General features: G+C 70.6%; 16 protein-coding genes. 3 read left to right on the top strand and 13 right to left on the bottom strand.

Features of this window, described 5'->3' with window-relative positions; genetic code table 11:
* Nucleotides 1–38 precede the first annotated feature (38 nt).
* On the bottom strand, nucleotides 39–3077 hold the full coding sequence (locus NKJ07_RS17860; RefSeq protein ID WP_318568141.1) for an N-6 DNA methylase: 3039 nt from the start codon (nucleotides 3075–3077) through the stop codon (nucleotides 39–41).
* A 99-nt stretch (nucleotides 3078–3176) separates the two neighbouring features.
* Nucleotides 3177–3797: a metal-dependent hydrolase gene (locus NKJ07_RS17855; RefSeq protein ID WP_318568140.1), complete on the bottom strand. Its 621-nt coding sequence runs from the start codon at nucleotides 3795–3797 to the stop codon at nucleotides 3177–3179.
* A 124-nt stretch (nucleotides 3798–3921) separates the two neighbouring features.
* Here NKJ07_RS17855 and NKJ07_RS17850 point away from each other — a divergent pair, with 124 nt between their 5' ends.
* Entirely contained in the window at nucleotides 3922–4593 is a 672-nt protein-coding gene (locus NKJ07_RS17850) for a potassium channel family protein (protein ID WP_318568139.1), read from the top strand.
* A gap of 567 nt (nucleotides 4594–5160) precedes the next feature.
* Nucleotides 5161–5634 carry a DUF7384 family protein gene (locus NKJ07_RS17845; RefSeq protein WP_318568138.1) on the top strand — a complete coding sequence of 158 codons (474 nt, stop codon included), beginning with the start codon at nucleotides 5161–5163 and terminating at the stop codon, nucleotides 5632–5634.
* 165 nt (nucleotides 5635–5799) lie between these two features.
* Here the strand turns inward: NKJ07_RS17845 and NKJ07_RS17840 are convergent, their stop codons facing one another.
* From NKJ07_RS17840 to NKJ07_RS17800, 9 genes are all read right to left on the bottom strand, one after another.
* Entirely contained in the window at nucleotides 5800–6432 is a 633-nt protein-coding gene (locus NKJ07_RS17840) for a non-canonical purine NTP pyrophosphatase (RefSeq protein WP_318568137.1), read from the bottom strand.
* A 46-nt stretch (nucleotides 6433–6478) separates the two neighbouring features.
* Nucleotides 6479–6754: a DUF5808 domain-containing protein gene (locus NKJ07_RS17835; RefSeq protein WP_318568136.1), complete on the bottom strand. Its 276-nt coding sequence runs from the start codon at nucleotides 6752–6754 to the stop codon at nucleotides 6479–6481.
* A gap of 261 nt (nucleotides 6755–7015) precedes the next feature.
* Nucleotides 7016–8641, bottom strand: coding sequence for a bifunctional N(6)-L-threonylcarbamoyladenine synthase/serine/threonine protein kinase (locus NKJ07_RS17830; protein ID WP_318568135.1), 1626 nt, complete (start codon nucleotides 8639–8641; stop codon nucleotides 7016–7018).
* An 11-nt stretch (nucleotides 8642–8652) separates the two neighbouring features.
* Nucleotides 8653–8967: a 30S ribosomal protein S24e gene (locus NKJ07_RS17825; RefSeq protein WP_318568134.1), complete on the bottom strand. Its 315-nt coding sequence runs from the start codon at nucleotides 8965–8967 to the stop codon at nucleotides 8653–8655.
* 150 nt (nucleotides 8968–9117) lie between these two features.
* Nucleotides 9118–9660 (bottom strand): GTP-dependent dephospho-CoA kinase family protein, encoded by a 543-nt coding sequence (locus NKJ07_RS17820; protein ID WP_318568133.1) that lies wholly within the window; start codon nucleotides 9658–9660, stop codon nucleotides 9118–9120.
* A gap of 5 nt (nucleotides 9661–9665) precedes the next feature.
* Nucleotides 9666–9863 (bottom strand): transcription elongation factor subunit Spt4, encoded by a 198-nt coding sequence (gene spt4 / locus NKJ07_RS17815; protein WP_318568132.1) that lies wholly within the window; start codon nucleotides 9861–9863, stop codon nucleotides 9666–9668.
* Entirely contained in the window at nucleotides 9863–10432 is a 570-nt protein-coding gene (locus tag NKJ07_RS17810; RefSeq protein WP_318568131.1) for a DNA-directed RNA polymerase, read from the bottom strand. The genes spt4 and NKJ07_RS17810 overlap by 1 nt, the downstream gene beginning before the upstream one ends.
* Nucleotides 10433–10452: 20 nt before the next feature.
* Nucleotides 10453–10836, bottom strand: coding sequence for a type II toxin-antitoxin system VapC family toxin (locus NKJ07_RS17805; RefSeq protein WP_318570487.1), 384 nt, complete (start codon nucleotides 10834–10836; stop codon nucleotides 10453–10455).
* Nucleotides 10837–10851: 15 nt separating this feature from the next.
* Entirely contained in the window at nucleotides 10852–12084 is a 1233-nt protein-coding gene (locus tag NKJ07_RS17800; protein ID WP_318568130.1) for a translation initiation factor IF-2 subunit gamma, read from the bottom strand.
* A gap of 222 nt (nucleotides 12085–12306) precedes the next feature.
* Between NKJ07_RS17800 and NKJ07_RS17795 the strand changes: the two genes are divergently transcribed.
* On the top strand, nucleotides 12307–13311 hold the full coding sequence (locus NKJ07_RS17795; protein WP_425504774.1) for a DUF5787 family protein: 1005 nt from the start codon (nucleotides 12307–12309) through the stop codon (nucleotides 13309–13311).
* 41 nt (nucleotides 13312–13352) lie between these two features.
* Here the strand turns inward: NKJ07_RS17795 and NKJ07_RS17790 are convergent, their stop codons facing one another.
* Together NKJ07_RS17790 and NKJ07_RS17785 are read right to left on the bottom strand one after the other, a co-directional pair.
* The gene (locus NKJ07_RS17790) at nucleotides 13353–14783 is read right to left on the bottom strand and encodes an amidase (RefSeq protein WP_318568129.1); all 1431 of its coding nucleotides are present in this window, start codon (nucleotides 14781–14783) and stop codon (nucleotides 13353–13355) included.
* A 104-nt stretch (nucleotides 14784–14887) separates the two neighbouring features.
* Nucleotides 14888–15712, bottom strand: a complete 825-nt coding sequence (locus tag NKJ07_RS17785; protein WP_318568128.1) for an MBL fold metallo-hydrolase — start codon at nucleotides 15710–15712, stop codon at nucleotides 14888–14890.
* Nucleotides 15713–15780 lie beyond the last annotated feature (68 nt).

Here is a 15780-nt window from a genome sequence, read left to right as displayed (position 1 = left end):
GGCGAATCCGCGGGCGGTGAGTCGGCCAAACAGCCGACTCACCGCCCGCGCGCCGCCTTCGTCAGCCGGTCGTCGACCAGCCCGACGAGCCCCCGGTACACCTCCGCCTGCACCGCCGCTGACAGCCCGAGCAGGTCGCCCATCACGGCCTCGTCGAGGGCCCGCCTGTCAGCTCGGACGCCGTCGAGCGACACGTGAGCCCGTCGCCGCGCGCCGCACTCTTCGAACACCGACCCGATCGGCCGCGACGCGACCGTCTCGAACCGGCCCACGAGGCGGTCTCTCGCGGCCACGTCGACCGTCCGAGGGTCGGGGACGGGGACGGAGCGGTGGTCGCCGGTCATCAGGTCGAGCGCCCCTTCACCGAGGCTGACGCGCCCGGCGAGTTCGAGCAGGAACAGGCCGAGCGTCGAGTTCACGAGCGCCGCCAGAAGGGGCGGATCCGCGGCGTCGATGCCGTACAGCGACTGGTGGACCCACAGCGGCGTCGACGGGGCCCAGTAAGCGTGCGTCGCGTGGACGTCCTTGTTCGGCAGCAGCGATCCCCGGGTGAGCTGTCCCGTGATGTCGTACCACCGCTTGCCGGAGCAGTAGGCGGGGAACGACTTCGCGCGTCGGCAGTGAGGACAGTCGGTCACGTCGTGTCGCTCTCCCCACTCGACGTACGCCCGCGCCGCCGGGTCCAGGTCGTCGCGCGCCTCGGGGAACCGCAGCACGTACCGCAGTTGCGTACCGAGGTCGAGATCGTCGACGTCGAAGCGGAGCCGGTCGACGCCCGTCGTGCGCTTCAACAGGTAGTTCGGCCGCCAGCCGTCGGGGCGGTCCGTGCGGCCCCGTTCGGCGTCGTCCGTCGCGTGCATCCAGTACCGTCGTGGGAGGCGACGAGGTTCGGAGAGACCGGTCCCGTCGCGCGGAACGACGCGGAGCGCGTCGCCGTCGACGGCGACGTCGTGGTGCGGGTTGGGAAGGTAGAAGAAGTCCGGCGCGCCCGAACGCGTCCCGTACGAGAGCCGCGCCCAGCCGGCCGCGTCGAGGTCGTGGAAGTCGACGAGCCGGTCGCCGCACCGCTCGGCGACGGTCCAGTACACCCGTGGGGCGCGCACGTACCGCCCCCACTGTCCGGTCTCACCCCCACACGCCCGCGCTCGGCCGTCGCCCGCGGCCGCCTGCCGGAGCGTCGACTGCCGTCTGCGGACGACCTCGGCGTCCGGGATGCCGTGGCTGTCAGCCGATCCGTCCCCCTCGCCGGCCGCCGCGTCGCCGGCGGCGTCCCCGTCGAGGAGCGTCGCGAGGACGTCGTCGCCGTCGAGGAACGTCGCCGGCGGAGCGCGGAGTCGGACGAACGAGACGAGGCCGTCGTCGCGTTCGCGGGCGTCGTCCGTCCGTTCGAGGAGCAACAACACGGCGTTGACGTCGGCGGTGTCGACGAGGTGGTGGCGGGGCGCGCCGACGACCCCCCGGATCCGGAACGTGTCGAGGAGGAACGATTTGAGGCCGGCACCGTAGTCGGCGTCGAGCCAGGAGCTCCCGACGACGACCCCCATCCGTCCGCCGTCGCGGAGGAATGAGGCGGCGTGTCTGATGAAGTACGACGCGAGCCCCGCCGTCCGATCGACGGTCTCCCCGGACGCGATCGCCCGGCGGACGAACGCCACGTAGTCGTCGTCCAGCGCCTCGCGCCGGGTGTACGGCGGGTTCACGAGCACGGCGTCCGCGAGCGGGAGGGGGTCGGGTGGCGTGGGGTCGTCGGACGCCGCGTCCCGCGTCGGTCCGTCCGAACCATTTCGCCGACTCCGGTCTTCGGCGTCCGCCGCCGCGGGCACGCAGTCGAAGAAGTCACCCGCGGCGATCTCGGCGGTGACGCCGTCGGGGAGCGACCGGGTCGCCAGCGCGGCCGGGAGCGCGAACACGTCACGGCCGTACACCGCCGGCGGCGACTCTCCGCGGTCCCGACAGCTCTCGACGGCGGCGCGGAGGAGCCGCCCGGTCCCGCAGGCGGGGTCGAGCACCACGTCAACCGAGCCGCTGTCTGCCTTCGCGTCGGCGGCGGTCGCTCCGGCGGCGGCGGTCACGCGCGCTGTGGCGGTCACGTCGCCACCGACCGCCCAGTCGGCGAGGAGCCGTGCGACGGCCGTCGGCGTGTACACCTGTCCCCAGCGCCAGCGCCGGTCGACGGGGACGAGTCGCTCGAACAGCCGCGCGAGGGTCGACGCCGACCGCGAGAGCGCCGACCCGTCGAGCGCGGACAGGGTCGCCTCGACCGCGTCGACGGCCGCGGCGAACGCCGGCTCGGGGGCCGACGGCGGCGGGCGGAGCGCGGCGTCGGCCAGCGGTGTCTCCGCCGGATCGAACAGCGGGTCGTCGACGCGGTGACGAACCCGGGCCGCGAGCGCCGACCAGGCCGAGCGGGACCGTTCCCCCGTGACGCCGTCGGCGACCGTCGGCTGCCCGTCGCGGCCCGCGACGAGCGCGTCGACGAACAGGCAACTCGCCTGCGACGCGAGCGCCGCCCGTTCGTCCGCGCCGAGCGCGACCTCGTCGGGAGCGGGCCCGGCGGCCCGCAGCGAGTCGCGGAGCCGGTCGGCGAACGCCGGATCCTCGAGGCGGTGGTCCAGCCGAGCCCGCGCGAGCGGCTCGACGGCCCGGCGGAGTGCGTCGAACGCCGCGTCGCAGACGGCCGTGTCGGTCCGGACGCGCCAGGCGACGAGCGCGAGGACGCTCCGGAGTCGACCGACCGGGACGGCCGTACAGACGGCCCGATCGCGGCCGGGGTCGGACCGACACTCGATTCGCCTGACTCGCACCGTCCCGTCGGTCACGACCCCGTACAGATAGCTCCCGTCAAGGGCGACGGCCGCCCGTCTGGCGTCCGACGCCGGATCACCCTCCGTGCGGTCACTCCCGTCCGAGAGGACGAGCGTCGTCCGTGCGCCACCGGCGACGAACTCCACGAACCACGTCCCCGTCCGGGCGTGGTCGGGCGGCAGCGTCCGGAGACGGACCCGACAGTCGCCGACACGCGTGGGAAGCTCCTCGCCGAGTCGCACGATGCCGTCTGTGCCGCCCCCCGGAGGCATGGCCAGGGAGTCGGACGGGCGAGCGATAAACGTTGGCACGGTCGGCGGGTGACGCCAGAACGAGTGAGGGTCTGCGGGTGACGGCAGAACGAGCGATGATCAGCGGTAGGCGGCGACGAACGAGACGACGCGGACCGGGAGCCGGTCGAACACGTCCTGTGGGATCCGCGGGACGACCCGATCGGCGACCGCGACGAGCGGCTTGCGGGCGAGCGTGTACAGCGTCGAGATCGCGAGCGCCGCGGCGATCGCGAGTTGGCCCTGACCGTCGAGCACCGCGAGGCCGGGCACGGCGAGCGCGACACAGAGGAGCAGGTCCTCGGGCGCGCCGTCGTACCGGATCCACCGCCGTGGGGCGATCCAGCGCCGCCGGGCGTGGTCGTACACCGCCCGGTCCGACCGACCGAGCCAGGGGCGCGGTTCAAGCCCTCCACCGGCGGCGTCCATCACGGAGTGGAGCGCGGCGGCGGCGAGAAACAGCGCGACTGCGAGCGTCGCCGTCGTCGTGACGGCGGTCGCGACGGCGGCCGCGACGACGGCCGCGACGGTGTAGTACACCGGGAAGTGCAGCGTCTTGCGGTGATCGCCGGTGAGGTCGAAGTCCGGGAAGAACCCCCCGAGCGCCGCCGCGGCCACCGGAAGCCCACCGGCCTCGGGGACGGCGAGCGAGACGCCGACGGCGAGTGCCACGCCGGCGAGGGCGTGGGTAGTTGCCATCATGGGCCTCTTGTACGCGGCGCCAGGAAAAAACCCTGTCGTGCCCCGTGGTAGCGGTCCGAGGTCGGGACCGTCGGCGACGGGTGCGGGGTCCATCTTTTAAGTTCGGGGCGGCGTACACGTGGGTATGCGATTCGTTATCGTCGGGTACGGCCGCGTCGGTGCCCGGACCGCGCGTGTGCTCTCCGAGGAGGGTCACGACGTCTTCGTCGTGGAGAACGACGAACAGAAAGTCGAGCGGGCCGAGAAAGCCGGGTTCGAGGTGGTCGAAGGTGACGGCTCCAACGAGGCGGTGCTCGTGCGCGCCGACATCGAACACGCAGACGCCGTCGGGGGATTGACTGGCGACCCGAACGTGAACTTCGCGGCCTGCATGATCGGCAAGGAGTTCGGCTGCCGCGCCGTCATGCGGATCAGCGAGGACTACCGCGAGGAGATCTACGAACAGTACGCCGAGGACGTCGACGAGGTCATCTACCCCGAACGGCTCGGCGCGGCGGGGGCGAAGACGGCGCTGCTCGGGGGGAACTTCAACGCGCTCGGCGACCTCACCGAGCGTCTCCAGCTGTCGACGGTCACCGTTCCGGCCGACGCGCCCGTCGTCGGCAAACGCATCACTGAGGTCGATCTCGGGCCGAAAGCTCGGATCTACGCGCACAGCCACAACCGCGAGGAGATGACGATCCCACTGCCCGGGACGGAGATACAGGCGGGTGACCAGCTCGCACTCATCATCGACCTCGATGGGGTCGACGAGGTCAAGACGGCGCTGCTCGGCGAGGCCGCCGAGGCGTCCTGAGACGGGGTCCCGCGGTTCGTCTGCCGCGGGGACGGTCACGAAGCCGAATCGAGGCTAAACGACGGTTGAGTGCACGGAGAGCGGGCGAATCGGCACTCCCGACGGCGGCGACAGTGCGCCGCTGACGGGAGCGACCGGGAGAGGTGGAGCGCTGACGGCACCGTCGTTCGATGGTGCCGCACACCGCAGGTAAACGGTGGGGTGTGCCGGGCGCGCGGGTGGGAGGATGGGAACTGAGGCCGTAGTGCGCGCCCACAAGGATTCACCGTAGACGTACACTTAAATCCGCGTCAGACGAGCGTGTGACTCACCGGTGAGACCGACAGACTGCGCCGCTTCGGCGCGGACACGGTAGCCAACGACCAACATATGAACGGCCGGTGAAGCCGCGGGGCTTCGGCAGGGTCGTTTCCGGTCGACGCCTCGAATCGACAACCCTCTTGTCACGACCCCACGTATCCTCGGCCGTGACCTGGGACGACCTCTTCGAGCGGGCGGCGGCGTACGACACGACCGAAGCGGACGTGCGTGCGGCACTGGCGACCGTCCGCGACGGCGGGGGTTCGGATGCCGACTGAGCCCAGCCCCGCCCGCGTCGTCGCCGACGCGGACGTCCTCGCGGCCGATCTCCTCGTCGGCGGCCCCTCGCGGGCGGCGCTCGACCACGTCAGGCAGCACTCGTGGGTGACGCTCGTCGCCAGCGACGCGCTCCTCGACGACGCCGAGGCGGTCGTTTCGGCGGTCGCGGACGACGCGCTGGCGACCGACTGGCGCGCACACGTCGAGGCGTGGCGCGAGCCCGTCGACCACCCCGACGGCGACCATCCGGGACTCGCCTCGGCGTACCGCGGCGGTGCGATGCACCTGCTCTCGTTCGACGACCGGCTCGCGAGCGCGAAAGCCGGCGCGTCGCTGCAGGGATACGTCCCGCTCAGCGTCCGCCACCCGCGCGCCTTCGCGACCCTGTTCGACGCCGAGAGCCTCTACCGCGAGGTCGTCGGCGGTTCGTACCCCGGGCCGGACCGTGACCCGCGGGCGTGACGCGGCCCAGGACCACCGTGGACCGACGTGCGGGGGCCCGGGCGATCAGGAGGCGAGCCATCTCCCGAGGCTCGCTTCACTGTGGTTCAGCAAACCACCGTCGGACGCTCCGCGCCCGACGCGAGTCTCCCGAGATTTGCTTCGCTACCGCTCAGCAAACCACCGTCACTCCGCATCGCTCCGTTCCGGATACCACTCGGCGAACTTCGCGAGCGCCCGCCCGCGGTGTGAGACGGCGTTCTTCTCCTCGGTCGTCATCTCCGCCATCGTCTTCCCGTTGTGTTCGAAGATCGGATCGTAGCCGAAGCCGCCGTCGCCCCGCGGTTCGACGATTCGACCGCGGACGACACCCTCGAACAGTTTCACCGGGAGCTCCGCCGAGGAACCGTCGTCGGGCCCGGTCGCGGCGGCTTCGGTCCGGTCGGCGCGGTCGATCGGGTCTGGGCTCGCATCGAAGCCCTCCCCGTCGCAGTACGCGAGCACGCACCGGAAGGCGGCACGGTGTTCGTCTTCGGCGGCAACGAGCGTCTGAACGCGTTCGATTCCGACCGTCTCCTCGACGTACGACGAGTACGGACCCGGGAACCCCTCGAGCGCGTCGACGAACAGCCCCGCGTCGTCGACGAGCACCGGCCCGTCGGCGTGGCGGTACGCCTCCCGCGCGCCTCGGGCGGCGATCGGTCCGAGGTCGGCACTCTGGATCTCGGCGTAGTCGAAATCGAGTTGCGCGACATCGTCGCCGAGGTAGTCGACCGCCTCACGGACCTTCCCGGGGTTCGTCGTGACGTAAGCGAGCATATCCGGCGTCGGCCGGCGAGGAAGAAAGCAGGTTCGGTTTCGCGGGTCAGTCGTCGTCGATGATGACTTCGACGGGGTCGTCGGTGACCGACTCCTCGGCGTCGGTGCTCTGTCGTTCCTGCCAGAGGAGAACCGCGACGACGACGAGGACGACCCACGAGCGCCACGACGCGAGGTTGATCGTGTAGCCGATGCCGAAGGGCTTCTTCACGAGCATCCCCTTTCCGGGTTGCCAGTACGACGAGACGAGGCGGCCGACACTCGGTCGTTCGAAATTGTACGGGACGCCAAAGATGGTTCCGGACTGGGGTTTCTCAGCCATACTCACTCGTACAACGCCGCCCGATAAATGGTTTAGCCTCTCCGCGGTGTCGAAACCGCCGTCTGCCGGACCGCCGTGGGGCCCGTCCCGACCGCGGGGGGTTCTCCCGGGGCCGATCCGTCCGAGGGTTGAAATCGGAGACCGCGGCCACGGATCGTGTGCGCTGACGACGACGGCGGGGCGCATCGCGACGTGGCGGCACGAAGTCCCGCACGGTCGCTGCGGGTGCCGTCCGCGAGCCCCTCTCTGTGCTCCCGATCGTTACTGGTATCGGCCGCGGCCTTCGATCTCGCGGAGTCGGTCGACGACCGTCCGCGCGGCGTCACCGCCCGCGTCGAGATAGCCCGACTCGAACGCGTCGAGCAGCGGCCCGGGCGTCTCGGCGGTGCCCACGACGCTCTGTCCGAAGACGTGGAGGTCCATTGCGTGGTCTTCGACGTGACCCGTGTGGAAGCCGAGGCCGAAGTCGACGAGGAACACCTTCGACTCGCCGACGCGGACGTTCCGCGTCGTCGGATCGCCGTGGACGACGCCGGCGTCGTGAAGCGCCGAGAGCAGTTCGCCGACCCGGCGGACCACGTCGGCAGAGAGCCGCGCGGCCAGATCCGCCTCGCCGACGCGCTGGAGCGTCAGCGTCGCTTCGTCGAGGTCGACGTCGCGGACGAGTGGCGTCGAGACGCCGGCCCGCCGGGCCTCGCTCACCAGCCGAGCCTCGGCCACCGTCCGTTCCCGCCGCAGTCGGTCGTCCAGGTCTGGATGGCGGTATCCCTTCGGGAGCCGACGTTTCGTCACGTGGTCGTCGCCCATCGTCACCGTCGCCTCCGCGCCGCGGATCTCCCGATCGTCCCCGTCGTCCGGGGTCCGCGCGATCGACTCCGCACCGCCCCGCCAGGTGACGGGCACCTCGTCCGGCCGGAAGTTCGGGTCGACGGCGGAGTCGGCGATCGGGAGAGTGTCGCCCACTGCGTACATCGTCGCACCGAGGACGGCGATCATCCCGGCGTTGTCCCGGAGGAAGCGCGGCTCGGGCGCGTAGAAGTCCGCACCGCGCGCGTCGCACATCTCACGGAGCATCGCGCGCAGGCGAGCGTTCTGCCCGACGCCGCCGCCGAGGACGAGTTCGTCTGTCCCGCTCAGCGAGAGCGCCCGCTCGGCGACCTCGGTGAGCATCGCGAAGATCGTCTCCTGGAGCCCACAGCAGACGTCCTCGACCGGGGTGCCGTCGTCGTACGCGTCTTTCGCGGCGCTCATGATCCCCGAAAAGGAGAAGTCCATCCCCTTGACCACGTACGGGAGATCGAGGTACGTCCCCTCCGTCGCCGCGGCTTCGACCTTCGGCCCGCCCGGATGTGCCCAGCCGACGTGGCGCGTGAACTTGTCGATCGCGTTGCCGACGCCGGTGTCCATCGTCTCGCCCAGGACGCGGTACCGGCCGTTGTGGTACCCGAGGAGGTGTGCGTTCGCCCCCGACGCGTTCAGACAGACGGGGGATTCGAACCCCGACTGGTGGCGACCGATCTCGAGGTGTGCGATCATGTGGTTGACGCCGACGAGCGGGACCCCGAGCGAGCCGGCGAGCGCGCGCGCCGCGGTCCCGACGATCCGAAGACACGGTCCCAGGCCGGGGCCGCGTGAGAACGCGACGGCGTCGATCGGTGCCGCCCGTTCACCGTCGTCGTGGGAAGAAGCGAGGCCCCGCGCGTATGCGAGCGCCTCCTCGACGACGGACGGGATGGCATCACCCATGTGTTCGGCCGCCTCGCGGGGGTGAATGCCGCCGCTCTCGGGTTCGTACGGGTCCGACGCGATGAAGACCTCGTCGGCCTCGGTGTCGAAGACCGAAGCACTCGCTGCCCACGCCGTTCCTTCGATACCGAGAACGCGCACCGGTTCGGAAGTCAGGCCTCTTCGGCCTCGACTTCGGGCTCGTCGCCGCTCGTGATCTTGTTCCGTTCGAGCATGTACTCCTGTTCGACGTCGCGGGCGAACGCGGGGTTGTCGTACACCTTCGCGTAGCCGACGGTCTTCCGCATACCGAACTTGGTGTCGAGCGCGTGGATGACGACCTCCGCGGAGTCCTTGTTCAGTTTGGCGGCGAGGCTGTCACGCACGGAGAGCCGGGAGGGGGTCGCTTCCTCGTGGACGACCTCGAAGCGGACGTCCGTTCGGTGTAACATCGGGTTCTCGTCCTCGTCGATGATTTCGATTTCCATGGTCAGTTACCCCTAACTCCCCCCGATGCGACCAAAAGGATTTCGAAGGACGTGACCGTGCTGGCCGGCGAGACGCCGTCCGTCGCCTCGAACGACCGGCGGGGTGGGAACACGACCCACCCGGCTCACTGGCTCCCGTCGCCCCGACCGTCACGTGGTGGCCCCACGGAGAAGCGACAGCGCGGCGTCGGCGTCACCCTCGAACCGTTCCAGCAGAGCGGCCATCTCCGCCCGCGTCTCGGGCGTGACGCGGACGAGAACCATCCCCTCGTCGGGCTGGCCGTAGACGACGCTCGCCCCATCGGCCGCGGCGACCACCGCTGGAAGCGTCGCGAGGTCCTCCTCGCCGTCGACGTCCAGCACCCGCGGTTCCGCCGCGGCGATCGCCTCCGTGAGCGCCCGGAGCAGTCCCTCCGTGAGTTCGCCGGCGGAGTTCTCGACCCGTTCACCGTCCGGGAGCCCGTCGAGCGCGTCCGCGGTCGCCGTCGAGATCGCCTCCCGTTTCGTCCGGCCGTCGACGACGGCGACGTCGGGGACGCGCCCGGCGCGGACGAGGTGGGCGGTGACGACATCGCCGACGGCGATCACGGGGCCGTCGACCGCGTCGAGGAGCGCGTCGGCGTCGGTGTAGACGGGGCCGAAGGGCTCTTTGAACGCGCTTCGGAGCGCTCGTGGGAGCCGGAGCCGGAGCATCGCCGTCAGCGGACTTTCAGCGCGTAGCCGCCGGGGTCGGCGACGTTCATCTCCGCGGCGATCTCGCTCTCCTCGGGGTGTGTGATGTAGACGTACCCCGCCCAGTCTTCCGTCAGCGACGAGGAGCCACAGAGGTCACAGGTCTGGTTGTTCGGCTCGTTGATGTGGTGACACTCGCGGCAGGCGAGCCGTTTCTTCGCCATCAGTCACCGGCCTCCGCTTCGCTCTCGCGGCGCTTGGCCTCGAGCCAGCCGTGCTTGCCGAGTCCGGGCTGTTTCGCCGTGAGCCCGATCTTCGAGTCGCGCGGGTTGCGCTCGTCGATGCTCTTCGTGACGATCCGCACCCGGACGGAGTCGCCGACGCCGAGCGTCTGGTTCGACTCCGTGGAGGCGAGTTGCTGGTTCTCGCCGTCGTATGCGAGATACTCGTTGGAGATCTGCGAGACGTGGAGCAGTCCGTCGACGGGGCCGATGCCGACGAACGCGCCGAACTCGACCACCTCGACGACGTTGCCGTCGACGATCTCCTGCATCTGTGGATCGAACGTGATCGCGTCGAACTCCGCTTCGTAGTAGACGCCCGGCCGTCCGGGGAGCACGGAGCCCTCTCCGATGTCGTGCACCTTCGCGACGCTGACGACGCTCCCGACGTCCTCGTCCATCCGTCCTTCGAGTTTGTCCTGGAGCAGCCGCTTCACCCGCTGTGGGGTGACATCAGCCAGGTGGCGGGGCGGCACTTCGACCGTGTCTTTGAGTCGTACCCGTTTGTACATGCGTTGTTGTTGAGTTCCTGCTACGGTTCCGTAATCGCAAGTGTGTTGCGGCCCCGCAGGCCGACGACCGGCACGTTCCGGTCGAGGAGTCGGCCCCGGAGGGGTCTGTCGTTGGTGACGACGTAGTCGGCCTCGGCGGCGAGTTCGACGACGGCGTCGTCGGCGTACGAGGCACTGGTGTCGACGATCCGACACCGGTCGGCGAGGTCGCGCCCGACGCTCGCGGCGACGCCCTCCTCGCCCGCACCCTCGGCGAGCGCCTCGAGTTCGGCGACGACGGCGCGCGGGACGACCAGATCCGCGTTCGAGTCCGTGTCGGCGACGCTCTCGCCGAGCAGGCGAGCGAGTTCGTCGAAAACGCGGACGCCGCATTCGACTGGCATCATGAGCGCGTTGGTGTCCAGCACGACCGTCGTCACTTATTCCAGGGTCCCGATGCCGATGAGACGCCAGCGCGCGCCAACCCGTCGGTTGATCGCGATCTTCGCGCCCGACTGGGCACACACCGGCCGCTTGAGGTTCACTTCACACTCGCCCTCGCGCGCGCTCGTCACCGCGCCGACCGTCGTCGCCGTCCCGACGGTGAGCATCAGCGGTTCGCCCGTCGAGATCTCCTCGACGCTCCCCTCGTCGGCACCGACGACGCGGTCGAGGAGGTCGACGCTCATCGTGAACGACTCGCGCGTCGGCGGGAGCGTCCCCGGCTCGCCGGCGACCTGTCCGGCGAGCGCGTCGCCTTTCGTCAGCGCGGGGTCCAGCCCCGTGCCGACGCCGAGAAGGCCGCCAGGGTGGGCGGTTTCGAGTTGGCTCCCGCCGGCCTGGAGCGACCGGACCGTCGTCTCGATGGGTCGCCACTCGGACTGTCCGCCCTCGTCGACCTCGCGGCCGGGACGGAGTTCGATCTCATCGTCGACCGACAGCTCGCCGGCGACGAGACTGCCCCCGACGACGCCTCCCGACAGCCGGTCCCACGTCGTCCCCGGGCGGTTGATGTCGAAGCTCCGGGCGACGAACATCCGCGCGTCCTCGCCCGCGTCGCGTTCCGGGGTGGGGATCTCCGTCTCGATGGCGTCCATGAGGAGATCCATGTTGATCTCCTGGCCGGCGCTGATCGGGACGATTGGCGCGTCCTCGGCGACGGTCCCCTCGACGAACTCCTGGATCTGCTGGTAGTTCGCCACCGCGCGCTCGCGATCGACGAGGTCGATCTTGTTCTGCGCGACGACGATGTTCTCGATGCCGATGATGTCCAGCGCCATCAGGTGCTCTTCCGTCTGGGCCTGCGGGACTTCCTCCGTCGCCGACACGACGAGGACCGCGCCGTCCATCAGCGCGGCTCCCGAGAGCATCGTCGCCATCAGCGTCTCGTGGCCGGGCGCGTCGACGAACGACACGGTCCGAAGCGCTTCGCTTTCCGAGCCATCTGGGCACTCTTCGTCTACTGTGTAACATTCGGGCTCGTCGAGCCCTGGGCACTCGCGGAACGTCGCGTCCGCGTAGCCCAGTCGGATGGAGATCCCGCGCTTCATCTCCTCCGAGTGCTGGTCGGTCCACGACCCCGACAGGGCCTGGACGAGCGTCGTCTTCCCGTGGTCGACGTGGCCGACGAGTCCGATGTTCACCTCCGGTTGTTGTGTTGTGTCCGTCACCATTGACCTCCTGAGAGTAATCTTGGGGAAGTTTCGCCCCGAACGACTGATAAAGGTGCTGTTCTCGGCGTCCCCCTGTGGCGTCGTACCGCGGTCGGGGGCGCGAGCGCGAGGACCTGTGGCCGCGGGACGATTACCGAGAGGGGTGTGACCGCGGGACGGTGACGGAGAGGAGTGGTCCGGACGACGCCACGGAGGCGGACGGCGGTGCCGACCGCACGGGCCGTGCGTGTCGGTGTCGTTTTCTCGCTCGACGCCCCACCATCGCCCGTGCGGGAGTACGCCTTCGAACTCGCGCTCTGTTCGCACCTCGAGAGCGAGACCGACTGGGTCGTCTCGCGACAGTTAGGCGGGAGCGTGGCCGCACCCGGCGGCCGGATCGTCGACGTCGTCGGCGTGGTGCCCGGCGGCGGGTTCGACCGACGGACGGCCATCACCGCCGAGGCGATCCCCCCGCTCGCCATCGAGAGCCGCGTCGGCGTCGGCTCGGCGGTGCGGCCGGAACGGGCCTTCCCGTGCGCGCCCGAACTCGCCCGCCGGATCACCGACGACGCCGTCGACGTGGGCTTCTTCGAGACCGACCAGCGCGGCGGCCACCGACTCGTCCGCCGGGCAGCGCGGTACCCTAACGACTGGTTTTCGCGCCTGGTCGCCGTCGAGAACAAACCCGATCTCGGCTCGCCCGGCGACCTCGAATCCCAGCTCAGAACGGACGCGTGCCTCGCGCTGTTCGACCGCGTCGTCCTCGCCACCGAGAGCTACGTGACGCGGGCGCACCTCAACCGCATCCCCGACGCCGTGGGCGTCTGGCGGTTCGACCCCGAAACGAGCGACAGGGAGGTCGTCCGCGACCCCGAGTCGCTCCCGACGGCGGCGACGGGCGTCGAACCCGTCGACTCACACCCCTTACGAACGGACGTCGCGTTCGTCACCGCGGACGAGAAGGCCCGGATCAGGCGTCGCGTCGCCGAACGCGCCTACGGCAAGGGATGGCGGCCGGCCCCGCCGGGCTGTGCCCACGCGACCGTCACCGACGACGGCCGCCCGTACTGCGAGCGGTTCGACCGCGTGGTCGACCCCGCCACGGACTGCGGCGACGGCTGTTCGGCGTTCGCGGCCGCCGACCCGCCCGCCGTCGACCGCGCGGCGCTCCGGGACGAACGGACACCATGGGTCGCCGACCCCGACGGCGTCGCCCGCCGACAGACCGGCCTCGATCGGTTCTCCTGACGCGCTCGGGCCCGCCCGGCACGCGCCGTCGCCACCGATCGTCAGGACGACTCGACGACCGCTCCGAGCGCGAGCGCGGTCGCCTCGTCGTGTCGAGCGGTCACGACCTGACAGCCCACGGGCCGCCCGTCGGCGGCTCCACAGGGAACCGACAGCGCCGGGTGGCCGGTGAGGTTGAACGGGAGGGTGTGTGAGACGGTCCGGACGAACGACGCGTCGTCGGTGACCGCCCCGAAGTCGGGTGCGGTCGTCGGCGTCGTCGGGAGGACGAGCGCGTCGTACTCCCGGAGGCGGTCGTCCACCTCGGCGACGAACGCCTCGCGGACGCGCTGGGCCGCCACGTAGTGACGGCCGCCCGACGTCTCCAAGAGCGCACCACCCACGATCAGCTGGTCGGTGACGTTGTCGCCCAGTCGGTCGACGTCGAGGTCGGCCAGCGCCGCCCGGAGCCCCTCGCTGTATCCCGTCCCCGTTCCGTACACCTGTCCGTCGTCGGCGAGGAGACGGGCGAACTCGGCACCCGCGGTCGCCAGGCCCGAAAGCGGCGTCGCCCCGAACGTCGGGAGCGAGACGCGGTCGACCGCGACGCCGCTCTCCCCGAGCGCCTCGGTCGCGTCGGCGACCGCCGCTTCGACCCCCTCGTCCGCGTCGGCCATCGCCTCCTCGACGACCCCGACGCGGGAGCCGTCGACGGCGTCGGGGACCGTTACGGACGGCGTCGGCTGTCCCCAGGTCGACAGGTCGAGCCGGTCCGGACCGGCGATCGCCTCGAACACGTCCCCCGCGAGCGCGACCGACGCAGCCAGGACTCCGACGTGATCGAGCGAGGGCGCGAGGTCGACGAAGCCGAACCGGGGAACCGAACGGTGCGTGGGCTTGAGGCCGACGACGCCGCAGTACGACGCGGGGATCCGGACGCTCCCACCGGTGTCGCTGCCGAGCGCGGCGTCGAGCGATCCCGCGGCGACCGCCGCACCGCTGCCGCTGGAGGAGCCCCCCGGCACCGCCCCCTCGACCGTGGGGTTCTCGACGGGGCCGTGCGCGCACGTCTCGCTCGTGGTGAAGTAGGCGAACTCGTCCATGTTGGTCGTCGCGCGGACGTCCCCGCCCGCCTCGTGGAGTCTGTGGACGGCCGTCGCGTGGTGGGCGGGCGTGTACGACAGCGCCGCCGACCCGCAGGTCATCGGGACGCCCGCGACGGCGAGATTGTCTTTCACGCCGAGTCGGACGCCCGCGAGCGGTCCGTCGCCGGGCGAGAGCGAGAACGTGTACAGGAGCGCGTTGTGCGCGTCGTCGCCCGCGCGCACGTCGGTCGCAGGGTCGTCGTCGGGGTCGACCGCGTCGAGCGTGCCGAAGAGATCGGCCGTCTCAGTGAGTTCGGTCACGTAGCCGTCGGCCGTCTCGTCGTCGAGGTCGAAGCCGTACGTCTCGGCCGCGGTCCGGACGGCCCGAAGTGGATCACTGTCTGACATGAGACCGGTTAGACTAATCGTATCATCGTATTAGGTATTGTGACGAGTGAACGACCGACACGGGCGTGATACCCCTCACGAGTTCGGCCGCGGGCGGACGCGACTCAGAGGTCGTACTGTTCGCCGTCGACCGCCAGCGGCTCCTCGAACGCCTCTTCGGCGGGGTAGAAGTGCGCCGTGTGCACCAGCCGCGTCTCCGCCGCGTCCAGTTCCCGCGCGAGGTCGAGCGCCCCCTCGCGGGTCATGTGTTTCGTCCCGAACGTGCGCGGGACGCCGTCGCTGTTCTCGTGTTTCCCGCCGAGCGGGTGGTACTCACAGAGCGACGCGGGGACGATGGCGTCCGCCAAGAGGAGATCCGGCTCCGCGAGCGCCGCGCGCGAGTCGTCGGGAACGCCGTAGCTCGTGTCGCCCGTCAGGGAGAGCTTCGCACCGGTCTGCGGGTCCTCGATCACGAGCCCGTAACAGACGAGCGGCGGGTGGTCGACCGGGACTAGCGTACAGTCGAAACCGCACGCCGAAAACCGCTCGAAGGGCGCGTGGTCGACGACCGTGATACGGTCGAGGTAGTCGTACTTCGACCGGACCGTTCCGGCGACAGATTCGCCCGTGACGGGGTCGACTTCGTCGGCGGCGTGCACCGGCAGGTCGTCGAAGAGGCGGTAGGCGTTGCCGAGGCCGTCGAGGTGGTCGAAGTGGATGTGCGTCACGACGGCCTCGTCCGGGAGGGCGACGTCGTGGGTGAGAAACTGCTGGCGGAAGTCCGGGCTGAGGTCGACGAGGAGGCACCCCCCGGTCCGACGGTTCTCGACGTGCACCGCGAAGCGCGAGCGTTCGACACCCAGTTCGCGGGCACGAGCGCAGGTGTCGCAGTCGCAGCCGACGGTCGGGGTCCCGGTCGTGTCGCCGGTACCGAGGAGGGTGACGCGCATCTATGCTGGGGCAGGGGACGGCGGTGCTTAAGCCTGGGCGAAGCGCCCACGCAGTGTCGGTCTCGCTG

The organism is Salinigranum marinum (assembly GCF_024228675.1).
GTDB lineage: Archaea > Halobacteriota > Halobacteria > Halobacteriales > Haloferacaceae > Salinigranum > Salinigranum marinum.
Note: the sequence above shows the minus strand (reverse complement) of the source record. Positions and strands in the feature narration are given on the sequence as shown.